Annotated in this window: 13 protein-coding genes, 16 tRNA genes and 3 rRNA genes; 6 read left to right on the top strand and 26 right to left on the bottom strand. The window is 43.5% G+C overall.

Annotation, left to right across the window (positions count from 1 at the left end; translation table 11 throughout):
* Positions 1–5: 5 nt before the first annotated feature.
* Both NST65_RS04400 and NST65_RS04395 read right to left on the bottom strand, forming a co-directional pair.
* Positions 6–773, bottom strand: a complete 768-nt coding sequence (locus NST65_RS04400; protein WP_024427408.1) for an ABC transporter ATP-binding protein — start codon at positions 771–773, stop codon at positions 6–8.
* A gap of 163 nt (positions 774–936) precedes the next feature.
* On the bottom strand, positions 937–1,092 hold the full coding sequence (locus NST65_RS04395) for an FbpB family small basic protein (RefSeq protein ID WP_065214159.1): 156 nt from the start codon (positions 1,090–1,092) through the stop codon (positions 937–939).
* A gap of 265 nt (positions 1,093–1,357) precedes the next feature.
* Here NST65_RS04395 and NST65_RS04390 point away from each other — a divergent pair, with 265 nt between their 5' ends.
* Entirely contained in the window at positions 1,358–2,653 is a 1,296-nt protein-coding gene (locus NST65_RS04390) for a homocysteine synthase (RefSeq protein WP_041116902.1), read from the top strand.
* A 41-nt stretch (positions 2,654–2,694) separates the two neighbouring features.
* Here NST65_RS04390 and lepB read toward each other — a convergent pair whose 3' ends face one another.
* Together lepB and NST65_RS04380 are read right to left on the bottom strand one after the other, a co-directional pair.
* On the bottom strand, positions 2,695–3,261 hold the full coding sequence (gene lepB, locus NST65_RS04385) for a signal peptidase I (protein ID WP_041116900.1): 567 nt from the start codon (positions 3,259–3,261) through the stop codon (positions 2,695–2,697).
* 155 nt (positions 3,262–3,416) lie between these two features.
* The gene (locus tag NST65_RS04380; RefSeq protein ID WP_024427404.1) at positions 3,417–5,360 is read right to left on the bottom strand and encodes an LTA synthase family protein; all 1,944 of its coding nucleotides are present in this window, start codon (positions 5,358–5,360) and stop codon (positions 3,417–3,419) included.
* Between the two features lie 541 nt (positions 5,361–5,901).
* On the opposite strand from NST65_RS04380, the gene NST65_RS04375 reads away from it, so the two are divergent.
* The 5 genes from NST65_RS04375 (at position 5,902) to NST65_RS04355 (ending at position 8,694) form a co-directional block, all read left to right on the top strand.
* The gene (locus NST65_RS04375; RefSeq protein ID WP_111927040.1) at positions 5,902–6,705 is read left to right on the top strand and encodes a DUF2262 domain-containing protein; all 804 of its coding nucleotides are present in this window, start codon (positions 5,902–5,904) and stop codon (positions 6,703–6,705) included.
* An 18-nt stretch (positions 6,706–6,723) separates the two neighbouring features.
* A complete protein-coding gene (locus NST65_RS04370) occupies positions 6,724–7,413 on the top strand; it encodes a DUF1963 domain-containing protein (protein WP_342489323.1) in 690 nt (229 codons plus the stop codon).
* A 65-nt stretch (positions 7,414–7,478) separates the two neighbouring features.
* Entirely contained in the window at positions 7,479–7,748 is a 270-nt protein-coding gene (locus NST65_RS04365) for a hypothetical protein (RefSeq protein ID WP_111927036.1), read from the top strand.
* Between the two features lie 140 nt (positions 7,749–7,888).
* The gene (locus NST65_RS04360; RefSeq protein ID WP_041109825.1) at positions 7,889–8,086 is read left to right on the top strand and encodes a hypothetical protein; all 198 of its coding nucleotides are present in this window, start codon (positions 7,889–7,891) and stop codon (positions 8,084–8,086) included.
* 62 nt (positions 8,087–8,148) lie between these two features.
* A complete protein-coding gene (locus NST65_RS04355) occupies positions 8,149–8,694 on the top strand; it encodes a histidine phosphatase family protein (RefSeq protein WP_111927034.1) in 546 nt (181 codons plus the stop codon).
* A gap of 30 nt (positions 8,695–8,724) precedes the next feature.
* Here NST65_RS04355 and NST65_RS04350 read toward each other — a convergent pair whose 3' ends face one another.
* From NST65_RS04350 to NST65_RS04245, 22 genes are all read right to left on the bottom strand, one after another.
* Complete coding sequence (locus NST65_RS04350) at positions 8,725–9,429, bottom strand: hypothetical protein (protein WP_111927483.1); 705 nt, start codon at positions 9,427–9,429, stop codon at positions 8,725–8,727.
* Positions 9,430–9,449: 20 nt separating this feature from the next.
* Positions 9,450–10,244: a phosphotransferase gene (locus NST65_RS04345; protein WP_111927032.1), complete on the bottom strand. Its 795-nt coding sequence runs from the start codon at positions 10,242–10,244 to the stop codon at positions 9,450–9,452.
* A 406-nt stretch (positions 10,245–10,650) separates the two neighbouring features.
* On the bottom strand, positions 10,651–11,076 hold the full coding sequence (locus tag NST65_RS04340; protein ID WP_111927030.1) for a hypothetical protein: 426 nt from the start codon (positions 11,074–11,076) through the stop codon (positions 10,651–10,653).
* Between the two features lie 489 nt (positions 11,077–11,565).
* Positions 11,566–11,647: transfer RNA gene (locus NST65_RS04335), tRNA-Leu, on the bottom strand.
* Between the two features lie 37 nt (positions 11,648–11,684).
* Positions 11,685–11,773 (bottom strand) — tRNA-Leu (locus NST65_RS04330).
* 14 nt (positions 11,774–11,787) lie between these two features.
* Positions 11,788–11,858: transfer RNA gene (locus tag NST65_RS04325), tRNA-Cys, on the bottom strand.
* A gap of 5 nt (positions 11,859–11,863) precedes the next feature.
* Positions 11,864–11,938 (bottom strand) — tRNA-Gly (locus tag NST65_RS04320).
* A 7-nt stretch (positions 11,939–11,945) separates the two neighbouring features.
* Positions 11,946–12,017, bottom strand: a tRNA-Gln gene (locus tag NST65_RS04315).
* 9 nt (positions 12,018–12,026) lie between these two features.
* A tRNA-His gene (locus tag NST65_RS04310) sits at positions 12,027–12,102 on the bottom strand.
* 29 nt (positions 12,103–12,131) lie between these two features.
* Positions 12,132–12,205: transfer RNA gene (locus NST65_RS04305), tRNA-Trp, on the bottom strand.
* 14 nt (positions 12,206–12,219) lie between these two features.
* Positions 12,220–12,304, bottom strand: a tRNA-Tyr gene (locus tag NST65_RS04300).
* 15 nt (positions 12,305–12,319) lie between these two features.
* Positions 12,320–12,392 (bottom strand) — tRNA-Thr (locus tag NST65_RS04295).
* A gap of 6 nt (positions 12,393–12,398) precedes the next feature.
* Positions 12,399–12,474 (bottom strand) — tRNA-Phe (locus NST65_RS04290).
* Between the two features lie 18 nt (positions 12,475–12,492).
* Positions 12,493–12,569: transfer RNA gene (locus NST65_RS04285), tRNA-Asp, on the bottom strand.
* Between the two features lie 4 nt (positions 12,570–12,573).
* Positions 12,574–12,650, bottom strand: a tRNA-Met gene (locus NST65_RS04280).
* A gap of 15 nt (positions 12,651–12,665) precedes the next feature.
* A tRNA-Val gene (locus NST65_RS04275) sits at positions 12,666–12,741 on the bottom strand.
* Between the two features lie 33 nt (positions 12,742–12,774).
* Positions 12,775–12,849 (bottom strand) — tRNA-Glu (locus NST65_RS04270).
* A 17-nt stretch (positions 12,850–12,866) separates the two neighbouring features.
* Positions 12,867–12,957: transfer RNA gene (locus NST65_RS04265), tRNA-Ser, on the bottom strand.
* A 4-nt stretch (positions 12,958–12,961) separates the two neighbouring features.
* A tRNA-Asn gene (locus NST65_RS04260) sits at positions 12,962–13,036 on the bottom strand.
* A gap of 9 nt (positions 13,037–13,045) precedes the next feature.
* A 5S ribosomal RNA gene (gene rrf / locus NST65_RS04255) occupies positions 13,046–13,161 on the bottom strand.
* Positions 13,162–13,270: 109 nt separating this feature from the next.
* Positions 13,271–16,201: ribosomal RNA gene (locus NST65_RS04250) — 23S ribosomal RNA — on the bottom strand.
* A gap of 182 nt (positions 16,202–16,383) precedes the next feature.
* A 16S ribosomal RNA gene (locus NST65_RS04245) occupies positions 16,384–17,932 on the bottom strand.
* Together the 16S, 23S and 5S rRNA genes with 16 tRNA genes alongside form the textbook arrangement of a ribosomal RNA operon.
* Positions 17,933–18,212 lie beyond the last annotated feature (280 nt).

Genomic DNA, 18,212 nt, shown 5'->3' with positions numbered 1-18,212 from the left:
CCTCCCTAAATCCCTAAGCCATCGGTTAGTAACAATTCATCTGTTTTCTCAAATTCTGAAAGCACCTTTTGTCTTAAGCTTTGAAAAGCGGTTGACGTTCTATCACGCGGAAAAGGCAGGTTCACAGGGAGAATCTTATGGATTCGGCCAGGTCTCGCTTGCATTAGCACAATTTCATTTCCTAAATAAATCGATTCATCAATATCATGAGTTACGAGCATCATCGTTGTTTTTTTCTCCTGCCAAATGTCCAGCAGCACATCCTGCAAGTGTTTTCGTGTGAATGCATCCAGTGCACCAAATGGTTCATCCAGCAATAAGATCTCCGGATCACGAAGGAGTGCTCTCGCAATGGCAACCCGTTGTGACATTCCTCCTGAAAGCTCATGTGGATAAGCATGTTCAAATCCTTTTAATCGAACAATTTCAATCAATTCATCCACTTTGCGGCGTACATCCTGTTGTTTTAAATTGAAATTGGCCGCTATGTTTTCTTCAACCGTCAGCCATGGAAACAGGCGGTGTTCCTGAAAGATAAAGCCCTGTTTCATTCCTGGTTCTGTGATCCGTCTGCCTCCTATCAAAATTTGCCCATCATACGCTGTGTCGAGGCCGCTTATGATCTTTAGCAATGTACTTTTCCCACATCCGCTCGGACCTATCACTGTCACAAATTCACCGGGAATAATGCTCAATCTTAAGTCTTCAAGTACCCGAATGGTCTGTTTGTCTTTCCAAAAGGATTTATCCACAATATCAATTGAAATCGTCATTGAAACCTCCACTCCTCTTACGATCAGATAAATACACAGAAAGGCCCTTATCCCAAAAAAGAGATAAGAGCCTTCGCGTTGTCCGATCAGCTAATCATATTGATTTGTTAGCACCATCGTAAATCATATTAATCCCATAAATCAACTCAAATTTATAAGATGGTTATTTTGTCCTTGTATGCTTTTCATCAATCCGATCGTAAATCGCTTCTATTCGTTCCTTGTTACTGTAAATCTCATATTTGTTCCGCTCAATCAAGATATTGAGTGTCAGATCCATATGTTTTCTGTATTTTTTTCGTTTTTTCTTTTTTTCCATCTTCTTCATCCTTTCTCATTCAAATAAAAAAAGGCTCTTCACTCATATTTGAGTGATAGAGCCTTCGGTTGACCGATCAGCCATTCTTGTTCGTGTTTTCAGTATGCTTATGTTAATACACACTATTCCTACCTGTCAACTATATTTATTGTTTTTTCAGATTTATCTAAAAAATGATTGACCGAGCAGGGAACAAGATTTATAGTCTTATTAAATATTTCTTATCAAAACAGTTGGTTTTATCTAACAAAAGGAGGATACACACATGTCAGAAGAACGTCCATTTCGTTTAGAAACAAAAGCCATTCACGCAGGTCAGGAGCTTGATTCAGCGACCTATTCAAGAGCCGTGCCTATTTACCAAACGAGCTCATTTGGTTTTAGAGACAGTGAGCATGCAGCGAATTTATTTGGTCTTCAGGAACCGGGAAATATTTATTCACGTATTATGAACCCTACAAATGACGTATTTGAAAAGCGTATCGCTGAGCTTGAAGGTGGAATTGGTGCACTTGCTGTTTCTTCTGGACAAGCAGCGACGACTTATTCTATTTTAAACATCGCAGGAGCCGGAGATGAAATCGTTTCCTCAAGCAGTCTTTATGGCGGCACCTACAATTTATTTGCCCATACACTCAAAAAACTCGGAATTACTGTAAAATTTGTCGATTCATCCAACCTTGAAGAACTCGAAGCAGCGATCACTGACAAAACAAAGGCAGTTTATGCAGAGAGCATTGGGAATCCAAAAGGCGACATTTTACATATTGAAGCCATCTCAGCCATTGCACACAAGCATCATATCCCGCTTATTGTTGACAATACACTCGCCAGCCCTTATTTATTAAGACCTATTGAATTCGGTGCAGACATTGTCGTCCACTCAGCGACGAAATTTATTGGCGGCCATGGTACATCAATTGGCGGCGTCATCGTTGATAGCGGCCGATTCCCTTGGGCTGACAGCGATAAGTTTAAAGGGCTGACTGAACCAGATCCAAGCTATCACGGGCTGACCTATACAGAAGCAATTGGAGAAGCGGCTTATATCACAAAAGCACGAGTACAGCTATTACGTGATTTAGGGGCAGCTCTGTCGCCATTCAACTCATTTTTACTTCTACAGGGCTTAGAAACATTACACCTTCGTCTTGAGCGGCATAGTGAAAATGCATTGAAAACAGCACAATTCTTACAGGATCACCCTCTTGTCGATTGGGTAAGCTATCCAGGTCTTGAAAGTCACGAATCATATGAACTTGCTCAAACCTATTTACCAAAAGGACAAGGCGCGATCCTCACATTCGGTATTAAAGGTGGACGCGAAGCAGGTAAAAAGCTCATTGATTCTGTCCAGCTTTTCTCCCATCTCGCAAACGTGGGTGATTCTAAATCCCTCATCATTCACCCTGCCAGCACAACGCATCAGCAATTAAGCGAGGCAGAACAAAAAGCGACAGGTGTCACACCAGAGCTCATTCGTTTATCTGTTGGAACAGAAGCGATTGAAGATATTCTTGCAGATCTTGAACAGGCGATGACAAAAAGTCAGTCTGAATGACATAGAAAAAAGCACACGGCTGTGTGCTTTTTTATTGTTTATTAATGATTGAGTAAGCGAATGTCTTGGAAAGGATAAAATACAAATGAGGTAGTTCCTTGAATATCACGCTTTGTAAAAAGACCTAAGCCGTTGCGGCTGTCCATTGAATTTTGGCGATTATCCCCCATGACAAAGTACTTTCCTTTTGGAACAGTCAGAGGGCCAAAATCAGGTGTCAGCAAAGTGCCATCTGCAGCTGCTTTCTTTTTGTTTGACGCTAAGTAAGGCTCCGCCACTTTTTTTCCATTAACATATAGCTGATCATTTTTCATTTCAATTTTATCACCAGGTAAACCAATCAATCGTTTGACATAATGAGTGCTGCGGTCTTCCCCATCAAGAACAATGATCTGTCCCCGTTTATAATCACCGAAATAATCAACCGTTTTATTCACAAACACCCGCTCTGTGTTATGCAGTGTCGGGTCCATAGAAGTCCCTTTCACAATGTATGGCGCGAATAAAAAGTTCCGAATGATAAAAACAGCAATAAATGCGATTAAGATGGCTTTGATCCAGCCCCATAATTCTGATTTCTTTTTTTGTGTTTTTGTATTTGTTGTCATAAGCTCCTCCTGAATTCCCCAAGGACGAAATGTGTGTCACCAGCTGCCAGCCGGCGTCACGCTTGTTTCTCCCTAAATATAAACATATTTTGCCAACAAATCAAGCGAAGAGAGAGAAAAAGGCAAGCACCTTTCTGTGCTTGCCCAAAACTCAGTTAGTTAGCAGAAGAATCCGCTTCTTTTTCTTTGTTTGCTTTACCATAGAAATAATCCGATGGATTCACTGGTTTGAAATCAGATAACTTATGGAATCGAAGAAGATCCCTATAGAGCACTTTATCTGAAAGACTTAACTGATTATCAACACGGGCTTTAATCGCCTCTGTCTTTTTATTTTGTTTCACCACTTTACCCGTTTTCGTATCATAAACGGTATTATCGACAAGTGTGTATTTCGGTGTCACATAGTTTCCATTACGGAAGGCAACAGTCTCATCATGCTTTTTAGAGAATAAGTCTGTTCCAAAATTCACGAATTCATTTGAATCGATACCTTGTAAGTGAAGAAGTGTTGGCATAACGTCGACTTCACCACCATACGTATGGTTCACGCCGCCCTTCTTACCAGGAATACGAATCATGAGCGGAACACGCTGGTTTTGTGCATTTTGATAAGGAGTGATTTCTTTCCCTTGAATTTCACTCATTGCACGGTTATGGTTCTCAGAAATACCGTTATGGTCACCATATAATAAAATGACTGAGTCTTTATACATACCTGATTTTTTCAAGTCTTTGAAGAATTGCTCTAATGACTCATCTAAATATCTTGCTGTTTGGAAATAGTTATCGACTGTTTTATCGCCAGTTGTTGCCTTAGCGATTGTCGCATCTTTTTCATCTAAATTAAATGGATAGTGATTTGTCAGTGTCATTAAATGTGCATAAAATGGCTTTTTCATTGATTCTAGCATTGGAATTGATTCTTTGAAGAACGGTTTATCCTTCAGACCCATATTCACAAGGTTTTCTTCATCCATGTTGTAATAGGAAGCATCAAAGAATTGATCAATTCCCATATGTTTATAAATCGTGTCACGGTTCCAGAAAGATTTATAGTCCCCATGAAGTACTGCACTCGTATAGCCTGCTTTTTGATCTAGGATGGCAGGTAGTGATTGAAAGGTATTTTCACCCTTTGTAACAAATGCTGCTCCCTCTGGCAGGCCAAACATACTATTATCCATCATCAGCTCAGCATCTGATGTCTTCCCTTGACCTGTCTGATGGAAGAAGTTATCGAAATACGTAAAGTCGTCTTTCCCATGAGCCAGTTTGTTTAAGAATGGAGTCACTTCTTCTCCATTTAATTTGTAGTCAATTAAGAAAGACTGGAAGCTTTCTAAATGAATTTTAATAATGTTTTTGCCTTTTGCTTTACCAAAATACTCTGCATTTGGCTTCGCATAGTGAGATGACGTATAGTTCACAACATCCGTTAAATCTTCACTGCTTGCATTTGCTACCTGTGTTGCGTTTTGTGCTGCTTGTACCCCATCATAAATCGTATAGTTATAAACACCTAAGTATTTGACAACATACTTATGATCAAAGGTTCTCGTTAATAATTCTGGACGATCCTTTTCAGCCAAATGAAGGTTTACAAAGAACAGTCCAATACCTGCAGCTACAATTAGCAGTGCAAACGTCTTTTTCATTTGGAACTTCTTCACTTCTGGTCTCCAAATGACAATCGCAATCAAAATGATAATATCAAGGAAGTATAAAAGGTCATGCGGCTTAATGCTTGCTAGCACACCGCCAGTCATGCCTCCCCCAAGATTTCCTGCCTGCTTCATTGTTGAGAAAGTCAAAAAGTCATCAAAGAAACGGTAATACGCTACATTTGCATATAAAAGTGCGGTCATAATAAAATCAATAACAATTAAAACAATGGCAGATTTACGCCCCTTCAAAAAGAGAGCAAGTCCAAAAAACACGATGGCTGAACTAAATGGATTCAATAAGAGAAGCCCCTCTTGAAAAGAACCTTTTACTCCTAAATTAAAGTCCATTTTGTAGGCTGTGTACGATTTAGCCCAGAATAAAAGGACAGCCAAAACAAAAAAGCTATATTTGTTTGCAAATATTTTTTTCATAAAACCTCTTCTTTCTTATCATCGTTCTGATATAAATGAAATCATAAAAAATTTACATTCATTTTGCAAATGTAAATCTTCTTCGCCAAGCATGCCGATGCTCTGTCTCCGCCGGATACATGCGCTCCTTTAATATAACGAATGAGAAGCATCATAAGTTTCAAAAAAAATACGAGTAAATAAAAGGAAAAATATCCATTTACATTAAATTTACGCACACTTCATGTTTTAGTGGATGAAGAAGGTTTTGTAAATCACTCAGTATTACTTTACTTTTTTCATCTATTCGTGTCAAAGTAATTATAAAGAAAAGGAAGAATCACCTAGGCTTTTCGACTCATTTACCCAAATTTATACAAAATTCGATCCTTGCTTCTTTTATTGTGACTCAACCTCCATTAATCCATGTACCTCCCTAAAAAAACAGTTTTAAACAAAAAAAGCTTGATTTCCCCTACTGATGTGCGGTGTGATAAAGAGGTAGAACTTGATCACAACACTTATATGTTCATGACAAAAAAATCAGGCTGGAGGACATCACATGAAGATTAACAAACAAATCAACACTTTTGAAGAGAGATTTTCAGAAGATGTAGTCACTATCATTGCTGTTACAGGACCTTCTGGCGTAGGGGCAGGAAAAGCAGGCCAGGCACCTCTTTGGACCGCTTCTATTCCACTGATTGCTTGGAAAGAAAACGGTCATATCATAACCGAAAATGTAAGACTTTGCTGGCTAACAGATGACGAGGGATTAAGGGAAAAACAGGCACAATTACATAAAGAATCAATCGTTACACTTCAGGTTCGAAAAGGCGAAGGTGAATTCATGCTTGTATCTTTAATCAATACAGATACACAGGATCAAGCGCTTCAAGAAATTTTAGAAGAAGCCCAAAAGCCTGTGTATTATCATGATGATACACTTGGCACCTTTGAGTTAGTAAAAGGACTAGACTTATTTGAAAAGACAATCCAATGGAGCAATGAAGAGTGCCTTCTCTACTTCAACCTCGAGGAAGATGAAAAAATAAATGACTCTCTTCGAACAGCAAACCAACTTATGCAAGAGCAGGCCAAATGGGATTCTTCTATTAAATCATTTGCCGCAAATCAGCTGATAGATCTAGCAAAGGATTGGCAGGAACAGGACGAATCAGCTGAAAAGCAAGAAGAACTCACACTGAATCAATTTATAAACCGCATTTCACTTGAAAGCCTGCATGTTTACCCTGAGGGAGAGTTTGAAGTCTACTATCATGACGGTGATTTATTTTGGGGTCATGTCATTATTGTCACAGGAAATATAAATGGCACATTTCATGATGCACACATTGCAGGCTAAAGGCTGGAGGAATAACCCATGGAAATCAAAGCTTTTCAAGAATTAAATCTAATCGGGAAAAAGCCAACCATCGCCAAAATTGGCGGCTTCCGTCCTGATCCAGCTATACACAGCTGGTTTGCCGGCCATTTTTTCATCGATCCTAACCAAGGCTGGCCGACAGATCAAGATGGGGCCATGATTCCGATTTTACAAATTTATTTACCAGAAGTGCCAGGAGGAATGAACGGCTTCAATGAATGTAAGCTGATTCAAATTTTTCTTAATCAGAAAACACTTCCGATTGATATCACCAAAAACGGTGAAGGCTGGAAGCTCATTGAATATGCATCAATCGAAGGTTTAGAAGTAGCTGAAACTCCTGAAGAAGTGAGAGGGCTCAAAGCCTTTCAAATCCAATGGAACGAAAATGAGCAAAGGGACTTCCCTTGCTGGGAAGAAGCATGGTCATACGTCGATTTATCAGAAGTCAACGAAAGTGAAGAAGCCACAAACCACTTCTTTAATCAATACACAAATTATTCGTTCACAAAAATCGGTGGATATGGGGCGTATATTCAATCCCCGCCCCATCAACAACAAGGCGAATTCATGCTGCAAATCGCCTCAGAAGAAAAACCTCGTTTCATGATTGGTGATAACGGCACGATGTATTTCTATTATGACAAAGAATCAAAAGAATGGTTTATGCACTGGGATTGTTTTTAACGTTTATTGAATGAAACCTCGCCTTCTCCTAAGCGTAATGAATAACAATGAAAGGAGGAAGCAAAATGGGATTCATTTTAGACATCTTTTCACTTGCTGTGTATATCCCTTTTCTACAAGTGGATGAAGAGGATATCTCGAGGAACGCAGCACATCTCAAAAAATATTACTGGTTTCAAACACTATTACATGATCAAACTTGCAGAGAGCTCATCATTTATGATCCCGATGTTCGACGTGTCATAGGCAGGTTTAAAACGGAGAAACTCCATAAGAAGCGCTACAACTTAAGATGCAAACGTAAATTACTGCAAGCATTACAACGCGCAATGTAAACTGACAACAAGAGCCGCACTTTCCTGTGGCTCTTGTTATCAATTGAATCGTTCCTTTTGAAGAAAACATTTGACGCCTGGACAACTCTCCCCGTATATTATGTATAAATCCATCTTTTTCAAAGAAAAGGGGGCCTCACATGCGCTTGTTTAAGAACTGGAGAAAAAAGCAGCCTGCACAGCAAATCACTTCAGAAAAGCAAGAAGACAGCATCCCAATCAATTTCTCCACACTTCCCTTTGGCACAGACACCGTCGATGATTTTTTGTTCAACCTAGACCTGACCTCCAAGCTCACAGATCCCTATAAAGAAACAGATACGAACAAGCTTACCTAGATCTTCGTAAATCCTCATCCAATACTGGATGATTTTTTTATACTCAATGAAAGGTGTATCCAATGAAAACATTTTATATCGTCAGACACTGCCAAGCAGATGGACAATCTAAAGATGCAGCTTTAACACCACAAGGCATCACTCAATCTCATGAACTGGCACAGTTTTTTTCCAGCATTCATCTCAATCAAATTATCTCAAGTCCTTATAAACGAGCGATCCAAACTACTGAGCCTCTTGCTCATGCAAAACAGCTCGAGATAAAAATCGATCAGCGCCTCTCTGAACGTGTATTAAGCAGCAAACCAATAGACGATTGGTATGAGAAACTAAAGCTCAGTTTTACAGACTTACATATGACCTGTGAAGGCGGAGAATCGAGCCAAGAAGCCATGAATCGTATTGTAGAAGCACTCCACGAACAAATAAAATTAGAAACAGATCATACCCTATTCGTCACACATGGCAATATCATGAGCCTGCTTCTTAAACATGCCGATCCAACGCTTGGATTCGAGGAGTGGAAGAAACTAAGCAATCCAGATGTCTATACCCTGAGATATTTCAAACCAAATCATGTAGAAATAGAACGAATATGGCATAAATAAACGGCAGAATGAACTCTGCCGTTTTCTCATCTATTGCTGATAATAAAAGGACTCTACCCACTCATACGGTTTCTTACGCTCCGCACACCATTTCATAAAGCCCCTTGTCTCCGTCTGCTGAAACGTCATCCAGTCCGTTAAAAGCTGGTCATAATAGACAGCTTGTTTTTGAACATTCGTACGAGTTCTTTGATCTTGAATCAGCATCATAACACGTTCAATCCCTTGAATTCTCTCTTGATCCTTCTCATAGGTGCTTAAATAAAGATCTTCATGTATATGATGAAACGAATACCACAAGGCCGATAAATAGGTTTCGCAAATTTGAACAATCACACGCTGCTCACTTCTGCCTCCAAGCTCTAGCGCTTTCAATAAATAGGGCAGCCCTTCTCCCTGATGTACAAACAAACCTTGCCAGCGATACGGTCTCACATCCAATGGATCAACATTCTCCCACGTTTGAAAAACAGGCTGGATTACCCCATTTACCAGCGGATACACAAGCAGATGATGACCATCCTCAAACCGTTCAATCCACTCAAACAGCCAAGCAGCAAATTCCCGCTGTACTTCAAAATCGTTCTCTTTCATCTCTTCAATAAAGGCCTGAAGAACGTTTAGCGCATCTTTACGCAGGCCCTGTTCTTTTCTCACACAGTACTGTCTAAAAAGAGGATAATCATTTACTCCCTCGTCTTGAATGATAGCCTGTAATATCGTCTTCGTTTGCATAATCACAACGCCCCGCCTCTTTACATCCATTCTTTTCTATGTTCATGAATAAATTGAATGTCTTTTTGATAATGTTCAAGATGTCCTTCTTGAATCATGTTTTGAAAAGCGATATCCCCCTCACTCGCTTTTCGTTTCATATACTGACATAATCCTTCTAAACGCAGCAGCACCATATCCAAATAATCTTCTGCTATTTCCTTACCATAAGATTCAAAAAACAGTTTCACTTTATGCTTTATCTGGTCTGCATGGTCTGATGAATGATAGTTCACGATGTCTCCTGTTTTGGTGCGAAAAAACCTACTGATAGGTACACATGTATATAGAGTATATGCGATATCCCAAAGTCTTGGACCAGGAGCAGCTACATCAAAATCAATGATACCTACTGGTTTTTCATTATTGAAAATGATGTTGTACATTGCAAAATCATTATGGCACACAACCTCTATTTCGACAGGCGTATTGTCCATTCGTTCCCAATCGTCTGAAATGGGAAAATCACGAACAGCATCATGATACAGTCTAAGCATTCTCGCTATTTCTTTTAAGGCATGGTGAGAGCACATATATTCTTTTAAAGGATCATGACCGGCTACGCCTTCAATAAAGGACAATATCTCTCTACCTTGTTCATCAACACCTAAAAACTTTGGAGCATAGGAGAAATTCTTTTTTTCTAAATGCTTTAGCAGCTTTCGTATATTGATATTGTCTGACTTTACTTCTCGACGAACCGTATCTCCCGAACGATATACGTTTGAGACATTTCCACCTGTCAATAACTCCTCATGATCATTTTGTTTTTTCATAAAACTCCCCTCAAACTGGGTCACAATGATGATGTCAGCTAAAGATGTGTATGTACCCACAAATATTCATTTAGTTACTCAAAGGTAGTACAACTGTTTTATGTGAATATGCTGCTCCATTTTGTTTCCTTACATGGTTAAATGTATCTTATCAAATGTTGCAAATCATCTAAAGATTATTCTGCTAAAAGAAGTACATACTCATTATTTTCTAATAGGTTCCTATTTTTTATCTAAATAACTCATTTAAACCACAAAAAAACGTTTTACCACGAGGGTGAAACGTTAGGTTCATGGAAAAACCAATCATGAAACTTTTATGGCCGGGGTCAAACCAGATGATAAATTATTCCAAAAAGGCAAGGTATACCCTCTTATAGTAAAGCACCCGTTAATGAATGAAGAATTAAAGCTCTTCCTGATATATTTCTGATTTTATCGGCTTTAAACTCAAAGGTATTTTAAACTCATGAATACTTTCAATATGATTAAAAAAATGATCGATATCGTCATAATCCATTGACCATTCTTCTACCACCTTTAACTTTTTTAACTCGCTTGTTGGTTTAAATATAAATTCACAGTGTAGTTGTTCCATGTGAGAATAATCATCTTCTTCATAAACTGTAAACTGACGTACAAAGTCAAAATGAAATACTTCCTCTCCTGTAAAATCATAGACACCACACTGAAATAAAATTTCTTTATCTTCTTCGCCCTCAACTGTCTCCTTTGAAAAAGCCTTAAATGTTTCCCAAACCTTTTTTATATCATCGGTATCTTCACCAATGCTATCTTTAAGATAACGTTCAGCATTTTTAACCGTAATCATTACAACACCTCTTATGTACAATTTATATCCAATCCTTCTTCAATTATCCTGCCTCTTTAGTTTAATCATAAGGTAACCATCAATAAAGTAAAAGTAATCTCCTTAATATGTTCCTCTGTCATATCGTAAGGCTTTAATTCAGCAATACTTATTCCTTTTGCTGTTAGGGAATTAAGAAACGCCTTAAAAATTTATTACTCACAGTCCTAAACAAATAATTCAATAGCTTCCCGAAATGATTCAACATAAGACTTAGTTTCCTTTTCTAAAATTGCCAATTCACCTTGGTCTAAAATAATTTTTACGTCTTGCCATTTAGCTAGGTCCCCTTTCAGCAGTGAACACGATTTGAAGTAATTTTATCGTGTGAAAAATCAGCTAAAAAACAAATAAAAAACGCCCTCCTACAATTTGTAGAAAGACGTTTTAAACGTTGATATTCCTTAATTCTTCTGTGATTGACGATAATAAAGAATATCTAAAACTAGATACCGGTGGCCGGGGTCGAACCGGCACTCCGTGAGGAACACGATTTTGAGTCGTGCGCGTCTGCCAATTCCGCCACACCGGCATGATCATTAAAGAGCGCAACTTATATTTAAAAACAATGGTGCCGAGGGCCGGACTTGAACCGGCACGGTAGTCACCTACCGCAGGATTTTAAGTCCTGTGTGTCTGCCAATTCCACCACCCCGGCAGTCTTTTCAAAAAAGGCGACACCCGGATTTGAACCGGGGATAAAGGTTTTGCAGACCTCTGCCTTACCACTTGGCTATGCCGCCATTATTGGAGCGGAAGACGGGATTCGAACCCGCGACCCCCACCTTGGCAAGGTGGTGTTCTACCACTGAACTACTTCCGCACATCAACTGGGCTAGCTGGATTCGAACCAACGCATGACGGAGTCAAAGTCCGTTGCCTTACCGCTTGGCTATAGCCCAATAATAAAATGGGGCGATTGATGGGAATCGAACCCACGAGTGCCAGAGCCACAATCTGGTGCGTTAACCACTTCGCCACAACCGCCATAGATGTAATGAATTATAAAGTATAATTGGCAGGGGCAGTAGGAATCGAACCCACACCGGAGGTTTTGGAGACCTCTGTTCTACCGTTAAACTATGCCCCTATGAAAACAAAAAATGGTGGAGGGGGGCGGATTCGAACCGCCGAACCCGGAGGGAGCGGATTTACAGTCCGCCGCGTTTAGCCACTTCGCTACCCCTCCACTTTTGAAAAACAGTGCCGGCAAGAGGACTTGAACCCCCAACCTACTGATTACAAGTCAGTTGCTCTACCAATTGAGCTACACCGGCAAATAGTGGTGGCTCGGGACGGAATCGAACCGCCGACACACGGATTTTCAGTCCGTTGCTCTACCAACTGAGCTACCGAGCCAAGTATTCTTTTGAAAAATGGCGGTCCGGACGGGACTCGAACCCGCGACCTCCTGCGTGACAGGCAGGCATTCTAACCAACTGAACTACCGGACCATTTTGGTTGCGGGGGCAGGATTTGAACCTGCGACCTTCGGGTTATGAGCCCGACGAGCTACCGAACTGCTCCACCCCGCGACGATATAAAAGATATGGTGGAGGATGACGGGCTCGAACCGCCGACCCTCTGCTTGTAAGGCAGATGCTCTCCCAGCTGAGCTAATCCTCCGAATAAAAAATGCTGGTGTATATTCTATAAAAATGGTGACCCGTACGGGATTCGAACCCGTGTTACCGCCGTGAAAGGGCGGTGTCTTAACCGCTTGACCAACGGGCCCTTTATTATGTAAATTGTGGCGGAGAGCAAGGGATTCGAACCCTTGAGACGGGGTTACCGCCTACACGATTTCCAATCGTGCTCCTTCGGCCACTCGGACAGCTCTCCAAATTGGCTCCGCAGGTAGGATTCGAACCTACGACCGATCGGTTAACAGCCGATAGCTCTACCACTGAGCTACTGCGGAATGAAGAAAGCCTGGCGATGTCCTACTCTCACAGGGGGAAACCCCCAACTACCATCGGCGCTGAAGAGCTTAACTTCCGTGTTCGGTATGGGAACGGGTGTGACCTCTTCGCCATCATCACCAGACAATTTAGTGACAAAAGATATTATACTATGTATTGAAAATAAATCAAGAGATATTTTAAAAATATTCTCTCAAAACTAGATAACAATGTTCATGCTTCACAATAGAATATAGGTTAAGTCCTCGATCTATTAGTATCTGTCAGCTCCACGTGTCACCACGCTTCCACCTCAGACCTATCAACCTGATCATCTTTCAGGGATCTTACTTCCTTGCGGAATGGGAAATCTCATCTTGAGGGGGGCTTCATGCTTAGATGCTTTCAGCACTTATCCCGTCCGCACATAGCTACCCAGCGATGCCCTTGGCAGAACAACTGGTACACCAGCGGTGCGTCCATCCCGGTCCTCTCGTACTAAGGACAGCTCCTCTCAAATTTCCTGCGCCCGCGACGGATAGGGACCGAACTGTCTCACGACGTTCTGAACCCAGCTCGCGTACCGCTTTAATGGGCGAACAGCCCAACCCTTGGGACCGACTACAGCCCCAGGATGCGATGAGCCGACATCGAGGTGCCAAACCTCCCCGTCGATGTGGACTCTTGGGGGAGATAAGCCTGTTATCCCCGGGGTAGCTTTTATCCGTTGAGCGATGGCCCTTCCATGCGGAACCACCGGATCACTAAGCCCGACTTTCGTCCCTGCTCGACTTGTAGGTCTCGCAGTCAAGCTCCCTTGTGCCTTTACACTCTGCGAATGATTTCCAACCATTCTGAGGGAACCTTTGGGCGCCTCCGTTACATTTTAGGAGGCGACCGCCCCAGTCAAACTGCCCACCTGACACTGTCTCCCTGCCCGATAAGGGCAGCGGGTTAGAAGGTCAATACAGCCAGGGTAGTATCCCACCGATGCCTCCACCGAAGCTAGCGCTCCGGTTTCCAAGGCTCCTACCTATCCTGTACAAGCTGTACCAACATTCAATATCAGGCTGCAGTAAAGCTCCACGGGGTCTTTCCGTCCTGTCGCGGGTAACCTGCATCTTCACAGGTACTATAATTTCACCGAGTCTCTCGTTGAGACAGTGCCCAGATCGTTGCGCCTTTCGTGCGGGTCGGAACTTACCCGACAAGGAATTTCGCTACCTTAGGACCGTTATAGTTACGGCCGCCGTTTACTGGGGCTTCAATTCGCACCTTCGCTTACGCTAAGCGCTCCTCTTAACCTTCCAGCACCGGGCAGGCGTCAGCCCCTATACTTCGCCTTACGGCTTCGCAGAGACCTGTGTTTTTGCTAAACAGTCGCCTGGGCCTATTCACTGCGGCTTCTCGGGGCTTTAACACCCTAAGAAGCACCCCTTCTCCCGAAGTTACGGGGTCATTTTGCCGAGTTCCTTAACGAGAGTTCTCTCGATCACCTTAGGATTCTCTCCTCGCCTACCTGTGTCGGTTTGCGGTACGGGCACCTCTCACCTCGCTAGAGGCTTTTCTTGGCAGTGTGGAATCAGGAACTTCGCTACTAAATTTCGCTCGCCATCACAGCTCAGCCTTTACGGGAAACGGATTTGCCTATTTCCCAGCCTAACTGCTTGGACGCGGATATCCAATACCGCGCTTACCCTATCCTCCTGCGTCCCCCCATTGCTCAAATGGTGAGGAGGTGGTACAGGAATATCAACCTGTTGTCCATCGCCTACGCCTTTCGGCCTCGGCTTAGGTCCCGACTAACCCTGAGCGGACGAGCCTTCCTCAGGAAACCTTAGGCATTCGGTGGACGGGATTCTCACCCGTCTTTCGCTACTCATACCGGCATTCTCACTTCTAAGCGCTCCACCAGTCCTTCCGGTCTGGCTTCACAGCCCTTAGAACGCTCTCCTACCACTGTTCGTAAGAACAGTCCGCAGCTTCGGTGATACGTTTAGCCCCGGTACATTTTCGGCGCAGAGTCACTCGACCAGTGAGCTATTACGCACTCTTTAAATGGTGGCTGCTTCTAAGCCAACATCCTGGTTGTCTAAGCAACTCCACATCCTTTTCCACTTAACGTATACTTTGGGACCTTAGCTGGCGGTCTGGGCTGTTTCCCTTTCGACTACGGATCTTATCACTCGCAGTCTGACTCCCAAGGATAAGTCATCGGCATTCGGAGTTTGACTGAATTCGGTAACCCGGTAGGGGCCCCTAGTCCAATCAGTGCTCTACCTCCGAGACTCTTACCTTGAGGCTAGCCCTAAAGCTATTTCGGAGAGAACCAGCTATCTCCAGGTTCGATTGGCATTTCACCCCTACCCACACCTCATCCCCGCACTTTTCAACGTGCGTGGGTTCGGGCCTCCATTCAGTGTTACCTGAACTTCACCCTGGACATGGGTAGATCACCTGGTTTCGGGTCTACGACCACGTACTCATGCGCCCTATTCAGACTCGCTTTCGCTGCGGCTCCGCATCTTCTGCTTAACCTTGCACGGGATCGTAACTCGCCGGTTCATTCTACAAAAGGCACGCCATCACCCGTTAACGGGCTCTGACTACTTGTAGGCACACGGTTTCAGGATCTATTTCACTCCCCTTCCGGGGTGCTTTTCACCTTTCCCTCACGGTACTGGTTCACTATCGGTCACTAGGGAGTATTTAGCCTTGGGAGATGGTCCTCCCGGATTCCGACGGAATTTCACGTGTTCCGCCGTACTCAGGATCCACTCTGGAGAGAACGACATTTCAGTTACAGGGCTGTTACCTTCTTTGGCGGGCCTTTCCAGACCTCTTCGCTTATATCATTCCTTTGTAACTCCGTATAGAGTGTCCTACAACCCCAAGAGGCAAGCCTCTTGGTTTGGGCTGTTCCCGTTTCGCTCGCCGCTACTCAGGGAATCGCATTTGCTTTCTCTTCCTCCGGGTACTTAGATGTTTCAGTTCCCCGGGTATGCCTTCTCATACTCTATGTATTCAAGTATGGATACTACTCCATTACGAGCAGTGGGTTTCCCCATTCGGAAATCTCCGGATCAAAGCTTGCTTACAGCTCCCCGAAGCATATCGGTGTTCGTCCCGTCCTTCATCGGCTCCTAGTGCCAAGGCATCCACCGTGCGCCCTTTCTAACTTAACCATTTCTTACTTTAGAAAGAATCACTATGTGTGATGAACTTTGCATTGCATTCAATGTGAATGTATTACTTATTGTTATCTAGTTTTCAAAGAACAATCCTGTCTCGCTAGAGACATGTTTTGAAGGAATGATCCTTCAAAACTAAACAAGACGAAAACGTACGCTGCTCCATATATCCTTAGAAAGGAGGTGATCCAGCCGCACCTTCCGATACGGCTACCTTGTTACGACTTCACCCCAATCATCTGCCCCACCTTCGGCGGCTGGCTCCATAAAGGTTACCTCACCGACTTCGGGTGTTGCAAACTCTCGTGGTGTGACGGGCGGTGTGTACAAGGCCCGGGAACGTATTCACCGCGGCATGCTGATCCGCGATTACTAGCGATTCCAGCTTCACGCAGTCGAGTTGCAGACTGCGATCCGAACTGAGAACAGATTTATGGGATTGGCTAAACCTTGCGGTCTTGCAGCCCTTTGTTCTGTCCATTGTAGCACGTGTGTAGCCCAGGTCATAAGGGGCATGATGATTTGACGTCATCCCCACCTTCCTCCGGTTTGTCACCGGCAGTCACCTTAGAGTGCCCAACTGAATGCTGGCAACTAAGATCAAGGGTTGCGCTCGTTGCGGGACTTAACCCAACATCTCACGACACGAGCTGACGACAACCATGCACCACCTGTCACTCTGTCCCCGAAGGGAAAGCCCTATCTCTAGGGTTGTCAGAGGATGTCAAGACCTGGTAAGGTTCTTCGCGTTGCTTCGAATTAAACCACATGCTCCACCGCTTGTGCGGGCCCCCGTCAATTCCTTTGAGTTTCAGTCTTGCGACCGTACTCCCCAGGCGGAGTGCTTAATGCGTTAGCTGCAGCACTAAGGGGCGGAAACCCCCTAACACTTAGCACTCATCGTTTACGGCGTGGACTACCAGGGTATCTAATCCTGTTCGCTCCCCACGCTTTCGCTCCTCAGCGTCAGTTACAGACCAGAGAGTCGCCTTCGCCACTGGTGTTCCTCCACATCTCTACGCATTTCACCGCTACACGTGGAATTCCACTCTCCTCTTCTGCACTCAAGTTTCCCAGTTTCCAATGACCCTCCCCGGTTGAGCCGGGGGCTTTCACATCAGACTTAAGAAACCGCCTGCGAGCCCTTTACGCCCAATAATTCCGGACAACGCTTGCCACCTACGTATTACCGCGGCTGCTGGCACGTAGTTAGCCGTGGCTTTCTGGTTAGGTACCGTCAAGGTGCGAGCAGTTACTCTCGCACTTGTTCTTCCCTAACAACAGAGCTTTACGATCCGAAAACCTTCATCACTCACGCGGCGTTGCTCCGTCAGACTTTCGTCCATTGCGGAAGATTCCCTACTGCTGCCTCCCGTAGGAGTCTGGGCCGTGTCTCAGTCCCAGTGTGGCCGATCACCCTCTCAGGTCGGCTACGCATCGTCGCCTTGGTGAGCCATTACCCCACCAACTAGCTAATGCGCCGCGGGTCCATCTGTAAGTGACAGCCGAAACCGTCTTTCATCCTTGAACCATGCGGTTCAAGGAACTATCCGGTATTAGCTCCGGTTTCCCGGAGTTATCCCAGTCTTACAGGCAGGTTACCCACGTGTTACTCACCCGTCCGCCGCTAACATCCGGGAGCAAGCTCCCTTCTGTCCGCTCGACTTGCATGTATTAGGCACGCCGCCAGCGTTCGTCCTGAGCCAGGATCAAACTCTCCGAGGTATGCAGGATGCATATCACACATGCGTTGCTACACGATGTAGCGAACTTAGCATGTGATCATTTCCTGCCTCGCCAGTTTGACTGACTACCTATGAAGTTTCATAGGATTTTTTTATAAAAACTCGAATTAACAGGTACGTTTTGTCTTGTTTAGTTTTCAAAGATCATCTTCGTTATCGCTCAGAGGCGACTTTCTTAATATAACATTTGAGCACCGTGTGCGTCAAGCGTTTTTTAGAATTTCTTTTTGTCAGCTTTTCTTTCAAAGCAACTCAGTTGC

Origin of the sequence: Bacillus sp. FSL P4-0248 (assembly GCF_038593305.1) — a bacterium.
In the GTDB taxonomy this organism is placed as follows: Bacteria; Bacillota; Bacilli; order Bacillales; family Bacillaceae; genus Bacillus; species Bacillus safensis.
Note: the sequence above shows the minus strand (reverse complement) of the source record. Positions and strands in the feature narration are given on the sequence as shown.

Excerpts from the sequence above, each read along its gene's own strand:
- NST65_RS04380 (WP_024427404.1), bottom strand. The coding sequence starts at position 5,360 with ATGAAAAAAATATTTGCAAACAAATATAGCTTTTTTGTTTTGGCTGTC.
- NST65_RS04370 (WP_342489323.1), top strand. The coding sequence starts at position 6,724 with ATGGAAATCAAAGCTTTTCAAGAATTAAATCTAATCGGGAAAAAGCCA.
- NST65_RS04360 (WP_041109825.1), top strand. The coding sequence starts at position 7,889 with ATGCGCTTGTTTAAGAACTGGAGAAAAAAGCAGCCTGCACAGCAAATC.
- NST65_RS04345 (WP_111927032.1), bottom strand. The coding sequence starts at position 10,244 with ATGAAAAAACAAAATGATCATGAGGAGTTATTGACAGGTGGAAATGTC.
- NST65_RS04375 (WP_111927040.1), top strand. The coding sequence starts at position 5,902 with ATGAAGATTAACAAACAAATCAACACTTTTGAAGAGAGATTTTCAGAA.
- lepB (WP_041116900.1), bottom strand. The coding sequence starts at position 3,261 with ATGACAACAAATACAAAAACACAAAAAAAGAAATCAGAATTATGGGGC.
- NST65_RS04365 (WP_111927036.1), top strand. The coding sequence starts at position 7,479 with ATGGGATTCATTTTAGACATCTTTTCACTTGCTGTGTATATCCCTTTT.
- NST65_RS04390 (WP_041116902.1), top strand. The coding sequence starts at position 1,358 with ATGTCAGAAGAACGTCCATTTCGTTTAGAAACAAAAGCCATTCACGCA.
- NST65_RS04355 (WP_111927034.1), top strand. The coding sequence starts at position 8,149 with ATGAAAACATTTTATATCGTCAGACACTGCCAAGCAGATGGACAATCT.
- NST65_RS04350 (WP_111927483.1), bottom strand. The coding sequence starts at position 9,429 with ATGCAAACGAAGACGATATTACAGGCTATCATTCAAGACGAGGGAGTA.
- NST65_RS04395 (WP_065214159.1), bottom strand. The coding sequence starts at position 1,092 with ATGGAAAAAAAGAAAAAACGAAAAAAATACAGAAAACATATGGATCTG.
- NST65_RS04400 (WP_024427408.1), bottom strand. The coding sequence starts at position 773 with ATGACGATTTCAATTGATATTGTGGATAAATCCTTTTGGAAAGACAAA.
- NST65_RS04340 (WP_111927030.1), bottom strand. The coding sequence starts at position 11,076 with ATGATTACGGTTAAAAATGCTGAACGTTATCTTAAAGATAGCATTGGT.